Annotated in this window: 15 protein-coding genes and 1 other RNA gene; 13 read left to right on the top strand and 3 right to left on the bottom strand. The window is 61.5% G+C overall.

Annotation, left to right across the window (positions count from 1 at the left end; all coding sequences use genetic code 11):
- The first annotated feature begins 78 nt into the window (after positions 1–78).
- The 8 genes from HU762_RS11385 to HU762_RS11350 all read left to right on the top strand — a co-directional run bounded on the left by HU762_RS11385 (position 79) and on the right by HU762_RS11350 (position 10,025).
- A complete protein-coding gene (locus tag HU762_RS11385) occupies positions 79–738 on the top strand; it encodes a GntR family transcriptional regulator (protein WP_186636656.1) in 660 nt (219 codons plus the stop codon).
- Position 739: 1 nt separating this feature from the next.
- The gene (gene smc / locus HU762_RS11380; protein WP_186636655.1) at positions 740–4,228 is read left to right on the top strand and encodes a chromosome segregation protein SMC; all 3,489 of its coding nucleotides are present in this window, start codon (positions 740–742) and stop codon (positions 4,226–4,228) included.
- Positions 4,229–4,480: 252 nt separating this feature from the next.
- A complete protein-coding gene (gene zipA / locus HU762_RS11375) occupies positions 4,481–5,326 on the top strand; it encodes a cell division protein ZipA (RefSeq protein WP_186609866.1) in 846 nt (281 codons plus the stop codon).
- Positions 5,327–5,474: 148 nt separating this feature from the next.
- Positions 5,475–7,832: an NAD-dependent DNA ligase LigA gene (gene ligA / locus HU762_RS11370; protein WP_186636646.1), complete on the top strand. Its 2,358-nt coding sequence runs from the start codon at positions 5,475–5,477 to the stop codon at positions 7,830–7,832.
- Positions 7,833–8,059: 227 nt separating this feature from the next.
- Positions 8,060–9,220: a putative zinc-binding metallopeptidase gene (locus HU762_RS11365; RefSeq protein ID WP_186636644.1), complete on the top strand. Its 1,161-nt coding sequence runs from the start codon at positions 8,060–8,062 to the stop codon at positions 9,218–9,220.
- Positions 9,221–9,343: 123 nt separating this feature from the next.
- An RNA gene (gene ffs / locus HU762_RS11360) (signal recognition particle sRNA small type) lies at positions 9,344–9,440 on the top strand.
- A 188-nt stretch (positions 9,441–9,628) separates the two neighbouring features.
- On the top strand, positions 9,629–9,871 hold the full coding sequence (locus tag HU762_RS11355; RefSeq protein ID WP_186636641.1) for a type II toxin-antitoxin system ParD family antitoxin: 243 nt from the start codon (positions 9,629–9,631) through the stop codon (positions 9,869–9,871).
- The gene (locus HU762_RS11350) at positions 9,864–10,025 is read left to right on the top strand and encodes a type II toxin-antitoxin system RelE/ParE family toxin (protein WP_186636638.1); all 162 of its coding nucleotides are present in this window, start codon (positions 9,864–9,866) and stop codon (positions 10,023–10,025) included. The genes HU762_RS11355 and HU762_RS11350 overlap by 8 nt, the downstream gene beginning before the upstream one ends.
- Before the next feature lie 25 nt (positions 10,026–10,050).
- On the opposite strand, the gene HU762_RS11345 is transcribed toward HU762_RS11350, so the two are convergent.
- Entirely contained in the window at positions 10,051–10,365 is a 315-nt protein-coding gene (locus HU762_RS11345; protein ID WP_186609861.1) for a helix-turn-helix transcriptional regulator, read from the bottom strand.
- 337 nt (positions 10,366–10,702) lie between these two features.
- On the opposite strand from HU762_RS11345, the gene HU762_RS11340 reads away from it, so the two are divergent.
- A complete protein-coding gene (locus tag HU762_RS11340) occupies positions 10,703–12,421 on the top strand; it encodes a GGDEF and EAL domain-containing protein (RefSeq protein ID WP_186636635.1) in 1,719 nt (572 codons plus the stop codon).
- On the opposite strand, the gene HU762_RS11335 is transcribed toward HU762_RS11340, so the two are convergent.
- The gene (locus HU762_RS11335) at positions 12,397–13,164 is read right to left on the bottom strand and encodes a transporter substrate-binding domain-containing protein (RefSeq protein ID WP_186636632.1); all 768 of its coding nucleotides are present in this window, start codon (positions 13,162–13,164) and stop codon (positions 12,397–12,399) included. The genes HU762_RS11340 and HU762_RS11335 overlap by 25 nt on opposite strands.
- A gap of 144 nt (positions 13,165–13,308) precedes the next feature.
- Between HU762_RS11335 and dnaX the strand changes: the two genes are divergently transcribed.
- From dnaX to recR, 4 genes are all read left to right on the top strand, one after another.
- Positions 13,309–15,390 carry a DNA polymerase III subunit gamma/tau gene (gene dnaX / locus HU762_RS11330; protein WP_186636630.1) on the top strand — a complete coding sequence of 694 codons (2,082 nt, stop codon included), beginning with the start codon at positions 13,309–13,311 and terminating at the stop codon, positions 15,388–15,390.
- Between the two features lie 62 nt (positions 15,391–15,452).
- Positions 15,453–15,791, top strand: coding sequence for a YbaB/EbfC family nucleoid-associated protein (locus tag HU762_RS11325; RefSeq protein WP_003183512.1), 339 nt, complete (start codon positions 15,453–15,455; stop codon positions 15,789–15,791).
- 174 nt (positions 15,792–15,965) lie between these two features.
- Entirely contained in the window at positions 15,966–16,991 is a 1,026-nt protein-coding gene (locus HU762_RS11320; protein ID WP_186636628.1) for an NADP-dependent oxidoreductase, read from the top strand.
- 66 nt (positions 16,992–17,057) lie between these two features.
- Positions 17,058–17,660 carry a recombination mediator RecR gene (gene recR, locus HU762_RS11315; protein WP_186636627.1) on the top strand — a complete coding sequence of 201 codons (603 nt, stop codon included), beginning with the start codon at positions 17,058–17,060 and terminating at the stop codon, positions 17,658–17,660.
- A gap of 50 nt (positions 17,661–17,710) precedes the next feature.
- Here the strand turns inward: recR and HU762_RS11310 are convergent, their stop codons facing one another.
- Positions 17,711–18,259, bottom strand: coding sequence for an adenine phosphoribosyltransferase (locus HU762_RS11310; protein WP_186636626.1), 549 nt, complete (start codon positions 18,257–18,259; stop codon positions 17,711–17,713).
- Positions 18,260–18,306 lie beyond the last annotated feature (47 nt).

The raw sequence follows: 18,306 nt of genomic DNA, 5'->3' as shown, positions 1-18,306 counted from the left end.
GTGCAGGCCCTGCGCCATGACGTATCGAGTGCGCTACACTGCGCCGCTTGTGCAAATCGAAGAGTTTGAAGGACAACCATGACGTTCAAGGCCCCGGACAGCCTCGCCGAGCAAATCGCCCATCACCTCGCCGAGCGGATCATTCGCGGCGAAATGAAGCCGGGGGAGCGCATCCAGGAACAGAAGGTCACGCTGGCGCTCAATGTCAGCCGCGGCTCGGTCCGCGAGGCCTTGCTGATTCTGGAGAGGCGTCATCTGATCGCCATCCTGCCGCGCCGTGGCGCCCACGTGACCGAACTCACCGAGCACAAGGTACGCAGCCTTTGTGCGTTGATGAGCGAGCTGTATATCCTGCTCGGCAACGCCGTGGCCCATGGCTGGAAGGTACAGGCCGACATGGCGCCGTTCGTCGCGATCCAACAGCGCCTCCAGGAGGCTTTCGAGCGCCAGGACATTCGCACCTTTGTCGACGAAAGCTTCAGCGTGATGCGCGCCGCTTATCCGTTCGCCAACAACCCGTATTTGCAGGAAACCGTCGAAAACCTGCAGCCGGCGATGAGCCGCGCCTATTTCCTCGCCCTTGAACAGCGCAAGGCGGAGATGAGTGAATTCCTCGACCTGTTCCAGCGCCTGCTCGCCGCCGTGCTGGCCCGTGATTTGCCGCAGATCCGCATCGTGCTGACGGCCTACGCCCAGCGCAGTTGCGATCTGGTGGTTTCTGCCCTGACGGCGGCCTGACGTGCGGCTCAAGTGCATCAAGCTGGCCGGGTTCAAGTCTTTCGTCGACCCGACCACGGTGAACTTCCCCAGCAACATGGCGGCGGTGGTCGGACCCAATGGTTGCGGCAAATCGAACATCATCGACGCCGTGCGCTGGGTGATGGGCGAGAGCTCGGCCAAGAATTTGCGCGGCGAGTCGATGACCGACGTCATCTTCAACGGCTCCACCAGCCGTAAACCGGTGAGCCAGGCCAGTATCGAACTGGTGTTCGATAACTCGGACGGTACCCTGATTGGCGAATACGCTGCCTACGCAGAGATCTCCATCCGCCGCAAAGTGACCCGCGACAGCCAGAACAGTTATTTCCTCAACGGCACTAAATGCCGTCGCCGCGACATCACCGACATCTTCCTCGGCACCGGTCTCGGGCCACGCAGCTATTCGATCATCGAGCAGGGCATGATCTCCAAGCTGATCGAGGCCAAGCCGGAAGATTTGCGTAATTTCATCGAAGAAGCCGCCGGCATTTCCAAGTACAAGGAACGCCGTCGCGAGACCGAAAACCGTATCCGACGGACCCACGAAAACCTGGCGCGCCTGACCGATTTGCGTGAAGAACTCGAGCGCCAGCTGGAACGGCTGCACCGTCAGGCCGAAGCCGCGAAGAAGTACCAGGAATACAAGGGCGAAGAGCGCCAGCTCAAGGCCCAGCTGTCAGCCCTGCGCTGGCAGGCGTTGAACGAACAGGTCGGCCAGCGCGAGGCGACCATCGGCAACCAGGAAGTCAGCTTCGAAGCGTTGGTGGCCGAACAGCGCAACGCCGACGCCGCCATCGAACGCCTGCGCGACGGGCACCACGAACTCTCCGAGCGCTTCAATCTGGTGCAAGGACGCTTCTATTCGGTGGGTGGCGACATCGCCCGGGTCGAACAGAGCATCCAGCATGGCCAGCAACGCCTGCGTCAGTTGCAGGACGATTTGAAGGAGGCCGAGCGCGCGCGCCTGGAAACCGAATCCCACCTCGGGCATGACCGCACCCTGTTGCTGACCCTCGGCGAGGAACTGGACCGGCTCACCCCGGAGCAGGAAATCACCAGCGCCGCCGCCGAAGAAGCCGCCGCTGCCCTGGAGGAAGCCGAGCTGACCATGCACGGCTGGCAAGAGCAGTGGGACACTTTCAACCTCACCTCCGCCGAACCACGGCGCCAGGCCGAGGTGCAGCAGTCGCGCATCCAGCAGTTGGAAACCAGCATGGAGCGCCTGGCCGAACGGCAGCGCCGCCTGACTGAAGAGCGGACATTGCTCGCTGCTGACCCGGAAGACGCAGCGATTCTGGACCTGGGCGAACAACTGGCCACCAGCGAAGCTACTCTCGAAGATTTGCAAGCGAGCGAAGACGCCCAGGTCGAACGCCTTGAGCAACTGCGCCAGGCCTTGCAACTGGCCTTGCAGAATCAGCAGCAAGCCCAGGGCGAATTGCAGCGGCTCAACGGGCGCCTCGCCTCGCTTGAAGCCTTGCAGCAAGCCGCGCTCGATCCTGGCACCGGGACGGCGGAATGGCTGCGCGACCAGCACTTGGCCGAACGCCCGCGCTTGGCCGAAGGACTGAAAGTCGACGCTGGCTGGGAGCTGGCGGTGGAAACCGTGTTGGGCGCCGACCTGCAAGCGGTGCTGGTGGAAGACTTTGGCGGCTTTGATCTGTCGGGCTTCACCCAGGGCGATCTGCGCCTGCTCAGCCCGGCCGGCGACGGCGTGCGGATGCCCGGCAGTCTGCTGGACAAGGTCGAGGCCGACGTCGACCTGTCGCCCTGGCTGGGGCAGGTCAAGCCGGTGGACAGCCTTGATCAGGCGCTGGTCCTGCGCGGGCAACTGGCTCCCGGCGAAAGCCTGATCAGCCGTGACGGATATTGGGTGGGCCGGCATTTCCTCCGGGTGCGCCGGGCCGGCGAAGCCGAGAGCGGCATGCTCGCCCGCGGCCAGGAAATCCAGCGACTGGGCGCCGAGCGTGAAGAGCGCGAAGCCAGCGTCGAAGCCCTGGAAACCGAATTGCAAAACCTGCGCGCACAACAGCGTCAGCAGGAGAATGGCCGTGAACACTTGCGTCGGTTGTTGCAGGACGAAGCGCGCCAGCAAGGCGAGCTCAAGGCGCAGTTGTCCGCCGGCAAGGCCAAGGTCGAGCAATTGGCCCTGCGTCGCACCCGCCTCGACGAAGAAATCGCCGAGCTGGGCGAGCAACGGGCGTTGGAACACGAGCAGATCGGCGAAGCGCGCTTGCAACTGCAAGATGCCCTCGATGCGATGGCGCTGGACACCGAGCAGCGCGAATTGCTGTTGGCCCAGCGCGACAGCCTGCGCGAGCGCCTTGATCGGGTGCGCCAGGAAGCGCGTCAGCACAAGGACCATGCCCATCAATTGGCGGTCCGTCTTGGCTCGCTGAGGGCGCAATACGATTCCACGCGCCAGGCCTTGGAACGCCTGGAAATGCAGTCCGAGCGCCTGACGGAAAAACGCGAGCAGTTGAGTCTCAATCTGGAGGAGGGCGAGGCGCCGCTGGAGGAACTGCGCCTCAAGCTCGAAGAACTGCTCGACAAGCGCATGAGCGTCGACGAAGAGCTCAAGACAGCGCAGATCGCCCTGGAGGATGCCGACCGCGAACTGCGCGATGCCGAGAAGCGCCGCAGCCAGGCCGAGCAGCAATCCCAGCTTATCCGCGGCCAGATGGAACAGCAGCGCATGGAATGGCAAGCCCTGACCGTGCGCCGCAAGGCTTTGCAGGATCAGTTGCTGGAGGACGGCTACGACCTCAACGGCGTGCTCGCCACCTTGGTCGCGGGCGCCAACGAGAAAGACGCCGAGGAAGAGCTCGAGCGCATTGCCCAGCGCATCCAGCGCCTGGGCGCGATCAACCTGGCCGCCATCGACGAGTACCAGCAGCAGTCCGAGCGCAAGCGTTACCTGGATGCCCAGAATGACGACTTGGTGGAAGCGCTGGAGACCCTGGAGAACGTCATCCGCAAGATCGACAAGGAAACCCGCAATCGTTTCAAGGATACCTTTGATCAGATCAATGGCGGTCTACAGGCGCTTTTTCCAAAAGTTTTCGGTGGCGGCAGCGCCTATTTGGAACTGACGGGCGAAGATCTACTCGATACTGGGGTGACAATCATGGCGCGTCCCCCCGGCAAGAAGAACAGCACCATTCATTTGCTCTCTGGCGGTGAAAAAGCCCTGACGGCATTGGCCTTGGTATTTGCCATCTTCAAATTGAACCCAGCGCCGTTCTGCATGCTCGACGAGGTCGATGCACCGCTGGACGACGCCAACGTCGGCCGTTACGCACGACTGGTGAAGGAAATGTCCGAGACCGTGCAGTTCATCTACATCACTCACAACAAAATCGCCATGGAAATGGCCGACCAGTTGATGGGCGTGACGATGCACGAGCCGGGTTGTTCGCGGCTGGTGGCGGTGGACGTGGAAGAAGCCATGGCGATGGTGGATGCATGACCATGGTTGCAAGAGATTTGTCGGCGGAGCCAGGTGTTTTTACTGGGAGGCGTGTCGTTCAATTCACAGATTGGCGCAAGCCTACGCGACAGACGGTGTAAAGTTATCTTTGGTCGTGCTAGTTTAATGTCAATTTTTCGTATGCGTGGGCAAAACGCCATTCAGAACATAGAGTTGGCGCCACGTTTTAAAGCGGTTTGCAAATAGCTAAGCCCCTTATTTTTCAGCATTTTTATAGAGGCACGGGATTACATGGAAATCGGTCTGCGCGAGTGGCTGATCGTCATCGGCATCATAGTCATTGCCGGTATTCTTTTCGACGGCTGGCGTCGCATGCGCGGCGGCAAGGGGAAACTCAAGTTTCGCCTGGACCGCAGCCTGTCGAACCTGCCCGATGAGGATGATAGCGCCGAACTACTGGGCCCGCCTCGGGTGCTGGACACACACAAGGAGCCGCAGCTGGATGAGCACGACCTGCCGTCGATGAGCGCGCCTGCGCGTGAGCCGAAGGAGTCGGGTTCCAAGCGTGGCAAGCGCAACAGCGAGCCGTCCCAGGGCGATTTGAACCTCAATCTCGACCTCGATGGCGGCCCGAGCTTCAGCAGCCGCGACGGCGACTTCCCGGACGAGAGCAAGCCATCGAGCAGCGACAAGGAACAGGCCCAGGCCGAAGAAGTGCTGGTGATCAGCGTGATCTGCCGCGATCCGGCCGGCTTCAAGGGCCCGGCACTGCTGCAGAACATTCTGGAAAGTGGCCTGCGTTTCGGCGAGATGGATATTTTCCACCGTCACGAAAGCATGGCCGGCAATGGCGAGGTGCTGTTCTCCATGGCCAACGCCGTCAAGCCTGGCGTCTTCGACCTGGACGACATCGACCATTTCAGCACCCCTGCGGTGAGCTTCTTCCTGGGGCTGCCAGGTCCGCGCCATCCCAAGCAGGCTTTTGACGTAATGGTGGCCGCGGCTCGCAAGCTGTCCCAGGAGCTCAACGGCGAACTGAAGGATGACCAGCGCAGCGTGCTGACCGCCCAGACCATCGAGCATTACCGCCAGCGCATCGTTGAATTCGAGCGCCGGGCGCTGACCCAAAAGCGCTGAAGTCGCCAGAGTCGTTGTGGCTAAGGCTTTTTGTGGCGAGGGAGCTTGCTCCCGCTGGGCCGGGCTGGCGCTCCAGGCGAAGCCCTCCCAAAAAAGTCTTGAAAAAATGAGCAGCCTCGGCTGCTCTTTTGCTTTATGAGAGAACACCATGAACGCCGTCGAATCCCGTATCCAACAGCTGCGTACCGAGCTGGACCAGCATAATTATCGCTACCACGTCCTCGATGAACCAAGCATCCCGGACGCCGAGTACGACCGCCTGTTCCACGAGCTCAAGGCCCTTGAAGAGCAGCACCCGGAGCTTGTGACCAGCGACTCTCCAACCCAGCGGGTCGGCAGTGTGGCGCTGTCGGCGTTCAGTCAGGTGCGCCATGAAATCCCGATGCTCAGCCTGGGCAACGCCTTCGACGAAACCACCATGCGCGAATTCGACCGCCGGGTAACCGAAGGCCTCGACCTGCCCATGGGCGATCTGCTGGGCGGTGGCGCGGCGGTGGAATATAGCTGCGAGCCGAAACTCGATGGCCTGGCGGTCAGCCTGTTGTATCAGGACGGCATGCTGGTACGCGGGGCGACGCGTGGTGACGGGGCCACGGGCGAGGACATTAGCGTCAACGTCCGTACCGTACGAAATATTCCACTCAAGCTGCAGGGCACTGGCTGGCCGCCGGTGTTGGAAGTGCGTGGCGAGGTCTACATGTCCAAGGCCGGTTTCGAGCGGCTCAATGCCACGCAACTGGAGGTGGGCGGCAAGACCTTCGCCAATCCGCGCAACGCGGCGGCGGGCAGCTTGCGCCAGTTGGATTCCAAGATCACCGCCAACCGTCCGCTGGAGTTCTGTTGCTATGGCATCGGCCAGGTGTCCTCGGACATCGCCGACACCCACATTGGCAATCTCAAGCAACTGAAAGCCTGGGGCATGCCCATCAGTCGCGAATTGAAGTTGGCCCACGGCATCGACGAATGCCTGGACTACTACCATGATATCGGCGCGCGGCGTAATGCGCTGCCCTACGAAATCGACGGCGTCGTGTTCAAGGTCAACAGCATCGCCTCGCAGCGCGAACTGGGCTTCCGCGCCCGGGAGCCGCGCTGGGCCATCGCCCATAAATTCCCCGCCAGCGAAGAACTCACCGAGTTGCTGGACGTGGAATTCCAAGTCGGTCGCACTGGCGCCGTCACGCCTGTGGCCCGGCTCAAGCCGGTCAAGGTCGCCGGCGTGACCGTGGCCAATGCCACGCTGCATAACATGGACGAAGTGGCGCGCCTGGGCCTGATGATCGGTGACACGGTGATCATCCGCCGCGCCGGCGACGTGATCCCGCAAGTGGTGCAAGTCGTCACCGAGCGCCGTCCGGACAACGCCCGTGCGGTGGAGGTGCCCCGGCAATGTCCGGTCTGCGGCTCTCACGTCGAGCGCACGCAACTGATCAAGCGCAGCAAGGGCCGCGAGACCGTCAGCGAAGGCGCGGTGTATCGCTGCGTCGGTCGCCTGGCGTGTGGCGCGCAGCTCAAGCAGGCGATCATCCACTTTGTCTCGCGCCGGGCCATGGACATCGAGGGCCTGGGCGAAAAAAGTGTCGAACAATTGGTGGATGAAGGCTTGGTGGGCTCACCCGCCGACCTGTACGCGCTGACGTTCGAGCAAGTGGTCGACCTGGAAGGTTTTGCCGAGCTGTCGAGCAAGAACCTGCTGGCGGCCATCGTCGACAGCAAGAAGCCGAGCCTGGCGCGATTCATCTATGCGCTAGGTATACCGGACGTGGGCGAGGAAACCGCCAAGGTCCTGGCCCGCTCCCTCGGTTCGCTGGAGCGCGTGCAAGCCGCGTTGCCCCAAGTGCTCACGTACTTGCCGGACGTTGGCCTGGAAGTCGCCCACGAGATTCACAGCTTCTTTGAAGACCCACACAATCGCCAGGTCATCAAGGATCTGCTGCGCCATGGCCTTGAGATCCAGGACCAGGGCGAGCTGGGCGCCGAGTTTTCCGCCAGCACCACCCTTGGCGGCTTCCTGGACAAGTTGCACATTCCTTCGGTAGGGCCGGGCGGAGCACAAAAACTCGCGGACAAGTTCGGCTCAATCGAAGCTGTCATGGATGCCGACTGGCTGGACATGCGCCAGGCGCTGCCGGAAAAGCAGGCCAACGCCGTGCGCGAATTCTTCTCCATCGCCGCCAACCGCGAGCAGGCCATGGCCGCTGAGCGGCAGCTGCGCGACTTCGGCATGCACTGGCAGAGTGAGAAAAAGGTCGTCGAAGGTCTGCCCGAGGCGGGCCATACCTGGGTACTGACCGGTTCGCTGGAGTTGATGAGTCGCGACATTGCCAAGGACAAATTGGAAAGCCTGGGGGCCAAGGTGGCCGGTTCCGTCTCGGCGAAAACCCACTGCGTCGTGGCAGGGCCTGGGGCGGGCTCGAAGTTGACCAAGGCCAATGAGCTGGGGCTCAAGGTGCTCGATGAACAAGCGTTTGTCGATTTCCTGAAGGGGCACGGCATCACGGTCTGAGAGGCAGTCGCTCTTGTGGCGAGGGAGCTTGCTCCCGCTGGGTGGCGCAGCCGCCCCAACCGGAACGACGCAACCCTCCAGATGGACCACATCAGCCGGTTTACGACGGCTGCTCCGCCGAGCGGGAGCAAGCTCCCTCGCCACGGGTTGTGGTCCATGGTGCAGAACGTGGGAACGATCATGGGCGAAGGGTAATCTAGTCTTGCAGGCTCAAGGGAGAGATCGCCATGTACCGCTTCTTCGAACAACTGAGCTCACGCATTGCCGCGCCGTTCCTGGGCGATCGCTCACGTAACAGCAAGATCTGGCCGTGTCGCTGCGGCCAGTCCTTGTTCTTTCGCAACAGCCAATGCCTGGCGTGCCTGGCGGCGCTGGGCTATCAGCCGGAGCAGAGCCGCCTGTCGTCTCTGCAACCCGGCGAGCAACCAGGCACCTGGACCCTGGATGTCGATCCACAGGCCGGGCTGTTCAGGCGTTGCGCCAATCTTGATACACCAGCGGCCTGCAACTGGCTGTTGCCGGCGAACGGGCATGACACCTTGTGCATCGCCTGCAGCTTGAATCGCACCATTCCAGACTTGTCGGTTGCGGAAAATCCTGAGCGCTGGCGCAAGGTTGAAACCGCCAAGCGGCGCCTGGTGGCCCAGCTGATTACCCTCGGCTTGCCGGTGATTCCCAAGACTGCCGATGAAAACATCGGCCTGGCCTTCGACTTCATCGGTGTCGACCTCGACGGCAAGCCGCCGACCACTGGACATGCCAGCGGGCTGATCACTCTCGATATCAAAGAGGCCGACGATGCCCATCGCGAGCACGTGCGCCAGCAAATGCGCGAGCCGTATCGCACCTTGCTCGGACATTTTCGCCATGAGGTGGGGCACTATTATTGGGATCGATTGGTCGCCGACAGTCATTGGCTGGAGCCATTTCGCGCATTGTTCGGCGATGAGCGCGCCAGCTATTCCGAAGCCCTGGAGCGCCACTACCAGCAAGGCGCGCCGCTGGATTGGCAAACCCGGTACGTCAGCGCCTACGCCACCATGCACCCTTGGGAAGACTGGGCAGAAACCTGGGCTCATTACCTGCACATGATGGACGCGGTCGACACGGCGCTGGGCTTCGGCATGAGCGCACGGGAAATGGATTTCGACTACCAACCATTCCCACCCGAAACCCTGTTCGACCCGGAACACGCGGGCGGCGCGGCGTTTCTCTCATTCGTCAACGCCTGGATCGAGTTGGCTGGGATGCTCAACGAGCTCTCGCGCAGCATGGGCCAGCCGGATTTCTACCCGTTCGTCGTACCAGCGGCGGTCATCACCAAGCTGCATTTCATCCATCTGGTGATCCAGGAGGAGGGTGGTCGGGCGGATGCGGTGCTGTTGTAGCAGTGCGCACCTACAAGTGCTTGAAGGCCATGAGTTTTTAATCCCGTGCCAACGGTTGTAACTTCCCGCCAGATAGGTACAATGGCGCGGCTCGCCGTCAGGCGGGCGTCGTTATGGTGACCCCATCGGTCCCCCCGCAACGATTACCCGTGAACCTGGTCAGATCCGGAAGGAAGCAGCCACAGCGGGAACATTGTGTGCCGGGGTGTGGCTGGTGGGGTTGCCTCCATAACGCCCAGGCCCTCGTTCGTAGGGTTTGCCAAATCTCTTATTCCCTTTGATTCACTGCTTGGTTCGATGTTGATCGAGGCGGCGGTTTTCCGTTGTCCAAATGTAGTGGTCATTCTCGATATCGCACCAACAGTATGATAATTCTGCCTTAATCGTTCATTCTTCCAGGGGCTGATTATGGGTACCGTTCGAAAAACCATCACCGTCACCGACCAACAGGACGGCTGGATCAAGGCCCAGATCGAGGCGGGTCACTACACGAATGACAGCGAATACATCCGCGATCTGATTCGGCGCGAGCAGGAACGTAGCGCCGAGCTTGAGATAATCCGGTCTGCCTTGAAAGAGGGTGAGTCCAGCGGAGAGCCGCAACCATTCGATCCCGATGCATTCAAAAAACGAATGCTGACGCATGGCTGAATATCGTCTTGCACCTGCCGCCGAGCGTGATCTTGAAAAAATCTGGACTTACACCGCCCAGCATTGGGGCGTAGGGCAGGCCAATCGATACATCGATATCATCTCTACGGCGTTTCATGAGCTGACGCTACAGCCGGATAGCTCCAGCATGTGACAGACTCGGCTTCCCTTTCCCTGCCTCAAGACTTGGACATCGCCTGGTCAACCGCCGCAATCAACTTCCCAAGGTCCTTCGAAGTAGCTTTGTGAATGACGTTGAACAAGTAGGCCCGCTGCTCGTCTTCATCGGCCATGTCGGCAAAAAACGCTTTAGGCTGGACGTCCAATACGTTGGCAAGCAGGAGCAACGCTTCGACGCTGGGGGTGTAGGTGCCGGTTTCGAAGCGGCTGATGGTTTTCGGGTCAAAACCGGTTTTTTCGCCAAGTTCAGCCTGAGTAAGCCCCGCTACTTTGCGGTAGCGTCTGATGGCTGAACCCAGACTTGAAATTTGCATCGCTTAATTCCCATTCAGAATCAAGAACTTAACGATAGATTTTCGCATTAGGCAACCGCTTGTTCCATCACCTTGCTTTGCAAAATGTGATGCGTTTCGTAGAATCGGCCTTTGGCATGGGGGATTTGGTGATCTGCTTCTGAAGCCGGGCGAATAAAAAGACCGGGGCTCGCGCTTCTTTGCAGCGACACAAGGCGGGGCCTGGAGCATTCAGGTCGCACCGCCAGCGTCCGTGCTCCAGCTTTATCAAGGTATTTGAGCCTAGTTGATTTTCGCCCGTCCGGGGGCGGTGCAACCGCGCGCGCCAAACGAGCCTGACTCATGGATGACTGCTTCGATGGATAAGAAGTACCGCAGGGCCGTTGACGCCGCCGCGATCTTTTCCGAAACCGATTTGAGCGGGCGCATCACTTACGTCAACGATCAGTTCTGCGATCTGTTTGGCTTCCGGCGCGATGAGCTGCTGGGGGCGAACCACAGGTTGCTCAATTCCGGCCAGCACCCCAGCGAATTCTTCAGCGCGATGTGGCGCACTATCGCGTTGGGGGAGATATGGAAGGGCGAAATCTGCAATCGATCCAAGGACGGTACGCTGCACTGGGTCGACACCACCCTGGTACCGGTAACTGACGAAGCGACAGGGCTCGTCGAGCGATACCTGGCGATCCGCTTCGATGTCAGCGAAAAGCGCCGGCTGCTGCATTCCCTGCAATGGCGGGTCGGGCACGATGTGCTGACTGGACTGCCCAATCGTACCTACTTGTCCGAACTGCTGGACCAGGCCTTGGAGTTTTCCCGGGGAGAGAATCTACCCCTGGCGGTTTGCATGCTCGATCTGGATGGCTTCAAGGCAGTCAACGACGGCTATGGCCACGCCAGCGGTGATCGCTTGCTCGTGGAGGTCGCCAGGCGGTTGCGCAGCATTGTGCGCGGCGACGACGTCGTGGCGCGCCTGGCTGGGGATGAGTTCGTGCTGGTGCTGCGACATGTGTGTGGCATGGACGAATTGCATGCCGCGTTGAATCGGGTGTTGATCGCCGTGTCCATGCCCTACGCCATTGATGGCAAGAGCATCAAGGTTTTTGCCAGCATCGGTGTGACGCTGTCTCCCTGGGATAACGAAGACGCCGACACGTTGCTGCGCCACGCCGACCAGGCGATGTACGTGGCCAAGCAGAGCGGCCGCAATCGTTTTCACCTGTTCGACGTGTCCCGGGATAAAGAGGTGCGTGCAACTTACCAGACCGTCGAGCGGGTCCGACAGGCCTTGGCCAGCAATGAATTGCGATTGCATTTCCAGCCCAAGGTCAATATGCGCGATGGCACCGTGGTCGGTCTGGAAGCTTTGTTGCGCTGGAAGCATCCGCAGCGTGGCCTGGTGCCGCCGCGCGAATTCCTGCCGCTGGTAGAAGAGACGGACCTGATTGTCGAGATCGGCGAATGGGTCATGGGACAAGTGCTGACCCAGCTGCAGCAATGGCAACAGGCGGGGCAGGGGTGGCCGGTGAGTATCAACATATCGGCGCGGCACTTCCAGCGGGCGGATTTCGTCGAGCGGCTGCGGCGGATGCTGGAGCTGCACCCGGCGGTGTTGCCGCGCATGCTCGACCTGCAGATCGTGGAGTCGGTTGCCGTGGAAAACCTCGCGCACGTCAGCGCCTGTCTACAGGCGTGCCAGGCCTTGGGTGTGGGGTTTTCATTGGGCGGTTTCGGAACGGGCTATTGTTCGCTCAATGACCTCAAGCACCTACGTACGCAAACCATCAAGATCGACAAGACCTTCGTGCGCGATATGCTGGATGACCGGGACGATCTGGCGCTGACCAAAGCCGTGATCGGTCTGGCTCGGGCGTTTGGCCGGCAGGTGGTCGCGGAGGGCCTCGACAGTCTTGAGCACGGACAGCTCCTGCTGCGCTTGGGATGCGAAGTGGCGCAAGGTTACTTTATCGCCCGGCCCATGCCCGCCAAACGGGTGCCGGGATGGGTAAGAAGCTTCGTCCCGCCGCCGCAGTGGCAGAGTCGGCCGGGTGGTCAGGGCGATACGGCGCCGCTCTGAGACCCCTCGCTGCGACCGGTGTAGAGCTGGATGATCGCGTCGATTTCCCCGGACATTTTCATTTTCAGCAAGGTGCGCAGAATGCGTTGCGCTGGAATTTCCGGGTCATTGCGCACATAGCAGCTCAGTTGCTGTTCCTGGAGGACCGCAACCTCATGCAGCTGTCGGTCGGCGCCATGCCGTTGGTTGAACCAATCAAGTGCCCATTGATTGCTGACCGCATAACGGTAGCGCCCGGCCAACAGTTTCGCCAGCACCTGGTCCTGGCTGCGCGCATCGTCGCGCCGCAGATGGCCGCTGTCGAACAAAGGTTGCAAGGTCGGGTAGCGGTAGCTGAGCACGGTGCCGATCGATTGTTGCGCCAGCGCCGCCGGGGCGATTTTTACGCCGGTGCCGGTCGCGCTGACGAGCACGTCGCGCTGAAAAAACAGCGGAACGCTCCAAAGGTGATCGGGGCCTTTGTTCTTCACCCAATCAGGCGAGACGTAACAGCGCATGTCTATTTCGCCATGTTCCATGGCGCTGTCCAGTCGTGCGCGAGCCAGGACATGAAATTGCGCGGGCATGCCCACCTGGGTTGCCAGGCTGGTCATGATGTCCGGCAGGATGCCTTGGGTCGGGCGGCCTCGCTCGATCTGCACCATGGGCATGGCCCAGCCGTCGGTAATGGCGAAACGCAAGGGGACCTCGTCGGCGAAACATCCCGTAGTCAACAGCAGCAAAGCCCCCATGGCCGAACGCATAAACTCTCCTGACAGTGCCCAACCGTGTCGACAACCGAGCTTTCAGGTCCAAGCTTAGCCACATTAGACGAGCACACCGGATGCAATTTCGCCCCTGCTCCGCTAGCATTAGCCGCTTATGTTCCTTCGTTGCGACGGTTTTCGATGAGTTATCAGGTTCTTGCACGTAAATGGCGCCCGCGCTCGTTCCGCGAAATGGTCGGCCAGACCCATGTGCTCAAGGCTCTGATCAATGCCTTGGACAGCCAGCGGCTGCACCATGCCTACCTGTTCACCGGCACCCGGGGCGTGGGCAAGACCACCATTGCGCGGATCATCGCCAAGTGCCTGAACTGTGAAACCGGTATCACTTCGACGCCCTGCGGCGAATGCTCGGTCTGCCGGGAAATCGACGAAGGTCGTTTCGTCGACCTGATCGAGATCGACGCCGCCAGCCGCACCAAGGTCGAAGACACCCGTGAGTTGCTCGACAACGTCCAGTACGCGCCGAGCCGTGGGCGCTTCAAGGTCTACCTGATCGACGAAGTGCACATGCTCTCCAGCCATTCCTTCAATGCGCTGCTCAAGACCCTCGAAGAACCACCGCCCTACGTCAAGTTCATCCTGGCGACCACCGACCCGCAGAAACTTCCTGCAACGATTCTGTCGCGGTGCCTGCAGTTCTCGCTGAAGAACATGACGCCGGAACGGGTGGTCGAGCATTTGACCCACGTCCTGGGCGTCGAGAACGTGCCGTTCGAAGACGATGCGCTGTGGCTGCTGGGGCGCGCCGCCGACGGTTCGATGCGCGACGCCATGAGCTTGACCGACCAGGCCATCGCCTTCGGTGAAGGCAAGGTCATGTCCGCCGATGTGCGCGCCATGCTCGGTACTCTCGATCACGGCCAGGTCTACGATGTGTTGCATGCGCTGATCGAAGGCGACGCGAAGGCGCTCCTCGAAGCGGTGCGTCACCTGGCCGAGCAGGGGCCGGACTGGAATGGCGTGCTCTCGGAAATCCTCAATGTGTTGCACCGTGTCGCCATCGCCCAGGCGTTGCCGGACGGCGTCGACAACGGTCATGGCGACCGCGATCGCGTATTGGCCCTGGCCCAGGTGTTGCCGGCCGAAGACGTGCAGTTCTATTACCAGATGGGTTTGATCGGCCGCCGCGACCTGCCTTTGGCGCCGGACCCGCGAGGCGGCTTCGAAATGGTGCTGCTGCGCATGCTCGCGTTCCGGCCCGCCGATACGCCGGATGCGCCGAGACAGGTGCTAAAGCCAGTGGGGATCAGCCCGGCCACAGCTGATTCCGCCAAGCCAGTGGCTGCCACGCCCAATGTCGCGTCGGCAGCGGCTTCTGCTCCGGCCGCCGTGGCGCCTGCCGCCCAGCCGGCCCCGATGCCTGTCGTTACCACGCCTGAACCGCAGCCCGAACCGGAGCCGGTCGTTGAGGCGTTGCCCGAGCCTGTCGCCGAAGAAGTCATCGATCTGCCCTGGAACGACCCGGTCGAGCCGGAGGTTGTCCTGCAGCCTGCTGTCGAGCCGGTGCTGGAAACGGTCGCCGAGCAGCCCGAATTGCCGCCCATGCCCATGCCGACGCCGGACAGTGTGGTGCCCGACGCGCCTGAGTGGGTCGCCGCGCCGGTGCCCGAGCCGACGGTGGCCGACGTCGATGTCGCCACGCCGGGCAGCGACCTGGATGACGAGCCGCCGTTGGACGAGGATTACATCGAGCCGGACATGGACTCGGCCTACAGCTACCTGGACGACCTGGCCAGCGAGCACGCCGCCGAGCCAGCCCCTGAGCCCGAGCCGGAACCCGCGGCGATGCCAGCCACAGGGCTGGCCTTGCAATGGCTGGAGCTGTTCCCGAAACTGCCGATCAGCGGCATGACCGGCAGCATCGCCGCCAACTGCACGTTGATTGCCGTCGAAGGCGACCACTGGCTGTTGCACCTGGACCCGGCCCACAGCGCGCTGTTCAACGCGACCCAACAGCGTCGTCTCAACGATGCGCTGAACCAATACCACCAGCGCCCGTTGACGCTGACCATCGAGCTGATCAAGCCCGAGCAGGAAACCCCGGCACAGGCTGCGTCCCGCCGCCGTGCCGACCGTCAGCGCGAGGCGGAAGAGTCGATCCACGGCGATCCGTTCATCCAGCAGATGATGCAACAGTTCGGCGCCGTGGTCCGTCACGATACTATCGAACCTGTCGAGGCCCCGGTCACCCAGGGCTCATAACTGAAAGCGCCGGGCCGAACGCCGGGCGCTGTGTTTATTCACGTACTTTCGAGGTGATTCCCATGATGAAAGGTGGCATGGCCGGCCTGATGAAGCAGGCGCAGCAGATGCAGGAAAAAATGGCCAAGATGCAGGAAGAGCTGGCCAACGCTGAAGTCACCGGCAAGTCCGGCGGCGACATGGTGACCGTGGTCATGACCGGGCGCCACGACATCAAGCGCGTCAGCATCGACCCAAGCGTCGTTGAAGGCCTGAGCGAAGATGACAAGGAAATGCTCGAAGCCCTGTTCGCCGCCGCCGTCAACGACGCGGTTCGCAAGATCGAAGCCAACAGCCAGGACAAGATGTCCGGCATGACCGCTGGCATGCAGCTGCCGCCGGGCATGAAACTGCCGTTCTGATTCGCCATCCCAATCGGGATGGGCTACACACAATGCCAGGCATCGCGCCTGGCATTTTTGTTTGCGCCATGCAGCCGAATCACTGGGCCGTTCGGCTGAACAAAGATCGAACGCCGCCCCTTCGACAATGGTCTGCTCCCTATACGTGCCCGTAACGAACAAGGAGACGCTTGCATGTCGATTTCCAACCAGCGCATCGTCCTGGCTTCCCGCCCGGAAGGTGCGCCCATCCCTGAAAACTTTCGTCTTGAACACGTCACGCTGCCGGACCTGGCGGAGGGACAGATCCTGCTCAAGACGCTGTTCCTATCGCTGGATCCCTACATGCGTGGACGCATGAGCGACGCACCTTCCTACGCCGCGCCGGTGCAAATCGACGAGGTGATGACCGGTGGCGCCGTCAGTCGCGTGGAGCGCTCGATGCATCCGAAGTTCCAGGAGGGCGATCTGGTGGTGGGTGCAACGGGTTGGCAAAGCCACTGCATCAGTGATGGCCGCAATGTCATTCCCATCCCCTCGGGATTGCCTAGCCCTTCAATGGCCCTGGGGGTTTTGGGGATGCCGGGCATGACCGCCTACATGGGGCTGATGGACATCGGCCAACCCAAGCCGGGGGAAACCCTGGTGGTTGCCGCGGCGTCGGGCGCGGTAGGTTCAGTGGTCGGCCAGGTGGCGAAGATCAAAGGCCTGCGCGTGGTGGGCGTGGCCGGCGGAAGCGAGAAGTGCAAATACGTGGTCGACGAGCTGGGGTTCGACGCCTGCGTCGACCATCGAAGCGAGAATTTCGCGCAAGAATTGGCCCGGGCCTGCGACCAGGGCATCGACATCTATTACGAAAACGTCGGTGGCAAAGTCTTCGACGCGGTGGTGCCGCTGCTCAACGCCAAGGCCCGCATCCCGCTCTGCGGATTGATCGCGTCCTACAACGATCATCAGCCGCCGGGTGGCCCGGATCGTCTGCCGCAGTTGCAGCGCACGCTGCTGACCAAGCGCGTGCGTATCCAAGGCTTCATCGTGTTTGATGACTACGGTGACCGCCAGCCGGAATTCATCAGCGCCATGGCGCCCTGGGTGCGGGACGGCAGGGTCAAGTTCCGCGAAGACCTTGTCGACGGTCTCGAGAATGCGCCACAGGCATTTATCGGTCTGCTGGAAGGGCGCAACTTCGGCAAGTTGGTCGTGCGGGTCGCGCGCGATTGAGTATTTGACGCTAATCGGAGGCGCGGGTATAAACCGCGTCTCGTTGTTATGTCGGACGTTTCCTCCATGAGCTTCAGCCCTTTGATCCGTCAACTGATCGATGCCCTGCGAACTTTGCCGGGTGTCGGTCAGAAAACCGCCCAGCGTATGGCGTTGCAGTTGCTCGAGCGTGATCGCAGTGGCGGCTCACGCCTGGCCCAGGCCTTGAGCCAGGCGATGGAAGGGGTAGGGCATTGCCGCTTGTGCCGCACCCTGACGGAAGACGACCTTTGTCCGCAATGCGCCGACCCGCGTCGGGACGACAGCCTGCTCTGCGTGGTGGAGGGGCCGATGGACGTGTACGCGGTGGAGCAGACCGGTTTCCGTGGTCGCTACTTCGTGCTCAAGGGCCATTTATCGCCGCTCGATGGGCTAGGGCCGGAGGCCATTGGCATTCCGCAACTGATGGCGCGGGTCGAGGAGGCGGGTACGTTTACCGAAGTCATCCTTGCCACGAACCCGACGGTCGAAGGCGAAGCCACTGCCCACTACATCGCCCAACTGCTGAGCAACAAAGGCCTGGTCGCCTCCCGCATCGCCCACGGCGTGCCCCTGGGCGGTGAGTTGGAGTTGGTGGATGGCGGGACATTGGCGCATTCATTTGCCGGGCGCAAGCCGATCGCGTTGTAACGTGCGGAGCGAGCAGGCTCGCTTCCACACGTTCTACCGTGGGGCGTCGATTATCGTTCGCTGAGCGAAAACTGCGTCAGGCAGAACGTCGGTATCCCCATGTCTTCCAGGCGCTGGGAACCGAGCAGTTCTGGCAAATCGATTATCGCCGCCGCTTCATGGACCTTCGCGCCCATGCGGTGGATCAGGTTGGCGGCGGCGATCAGCGTGCCGCCCGTGGCGATCAGGTCATCAAACATCACCACCGAATCACCCTCGCACAGGCTGTCGGCGTGAACTTCCAGGAAGGCCTCTCCGTATTCGGTCTGGTAACCCTCGGCCAATACGTCGGCCGGCAGCTTGCCTTGCTTGCGGAACAGCACCAGCGGCTTGTTCAACTGATAGGCCAGGATCGAGCCAATCAGGAAGCCTCGTGCATCCATCGCGCCGATATGCGTGAACCCGGCCTCGACATAGCGATGGGCGAAGCTGTCCATCACCAGCCGCAGCGCGGTGGGCGACTGGAACAACGGAGTAATGTCGCGAAAGATCACGCCGGGCTTGGGGAAGTCGATAACGGGGCGTATCAGGGATTTGATGTCGAAGGAGTCGAAGACCATCGTCGAAGTGTCCTGGCTGGCTGCAAACGCCGCAGTATAGCGCGGCG

The sequence above is a fragment of the Pseudomonas sp. SWRI92 genome (genome assembly GCF_014268685.1).
In the GTDB taxonomy this organism is placed as follows: domain Bacteria; phylum Pseudomonadota; class Gammaproteobacteria; order Pseudomonadales; family Pseudomonadaceae; genus Aquipseudomonas; species Aquipseudomonas marvdashtae.
The sequence above is the reverse complement of the archived record's forward strand: the minus strand, read 5'-3'. Positions and strand labels throughout refer to the sequence as shown.

Bases quoted from the DNA above. Each gene is read 5' to 3' on its own strand.
- HU762_RS11385 (WP_186636656.1), top strand. From the start codon at position 79: ATGACGTTCAAGGCCCCGGACAGCCTCGCCGAGCAAATCGCCCATCAC.
- zipA (WP_186609866.1), top strand. From the start codon at position 4,481: ATGGAAATCGGTCTGCGCGAGTGGCTGATCGTCATCGGCATCATAGTC.
- ligA (WP_186636646.1), top strand. From the start codon at position 5,475: ATGAACGCCGTCGAATCCCGTATCCAACAGCTGCGTACCGAGCTGGAC.
- HU762_RS11365 (WP_186636644.1), top strand. From the start codon at position 8,060: ATGTACCGCTTCTTCGAACAACTGAGCTCACGCATTGCCGCGCCGTTC.
- HU762_RS11355 (WP_186636641.1), top strand. From the start codon at position 9,629: ATGGGTACCGTTCGAAAAACCATCACCGTCACCGACCAACAGGACGGC.
- HU762_RS11350 (WP_186636638.1), top strand. From the start codon at position 9,864: ATGGCTGAATATCGTCTTGCACCTGCCGCCGAGCGTGATCTTGAAAAA.
- HU762_RS11345 (WP_186609861.1), bottom strand. From the start codon at position 10,365: ATGCAAATTTCAAGTCTGGGTTCAGCCATCAGACGCTACCGCAAAGTA.
- HU762_RS11340 (WP_186636635.1), top strand. From the start codon at position 10,703: ATGGATAAGAAGTACCGCAGGGCCGTTGACGCCGCCGCGATCTTTTCC.
- HU762_RS11335 (WP_186636632.1), bottom strand. From the start codon at position 13,164: ATGCGTTCGGCCATGGGGGCTTTGCTGCTGTTGACTACGGGATGTTTC.
- dnaX (WP_186636630.1), top strand. From the start codon at position 13,309: ATGAGTTATCAGGTTCTTGCACGTAAATGGCGCCCGCGCTCGTTCCGC.
- HU762_RS11325 (WP_003183512.1), top strand. From the start codon at position 15,453: ATGATGAAAGGTGGCATGGCCGGCCTGATGAAGCAGGCGCAGCAGATG.
- HU762_RS11320 (WP_186636628.1), top strand. From the start codon at position 15,966: ATGTCGATTTCCAACCAGCGCATCGTCCTGGCTTCCCGCCCGGAAGGT.
- recR (WP_186636627.1), top strand. From the start codon at position 17,058: ATGAGCTTCAGCCCTTTGATCCGTCAACTGATCGATGCCCTGCGAACT.
- HU762_RS11310 (WP_186636626.1), bottom strand. From the start codon at position 18,259: ATGGTCTTCGACTCCTTCGACATCAAATCCCTGATACGCCCCGTTATC.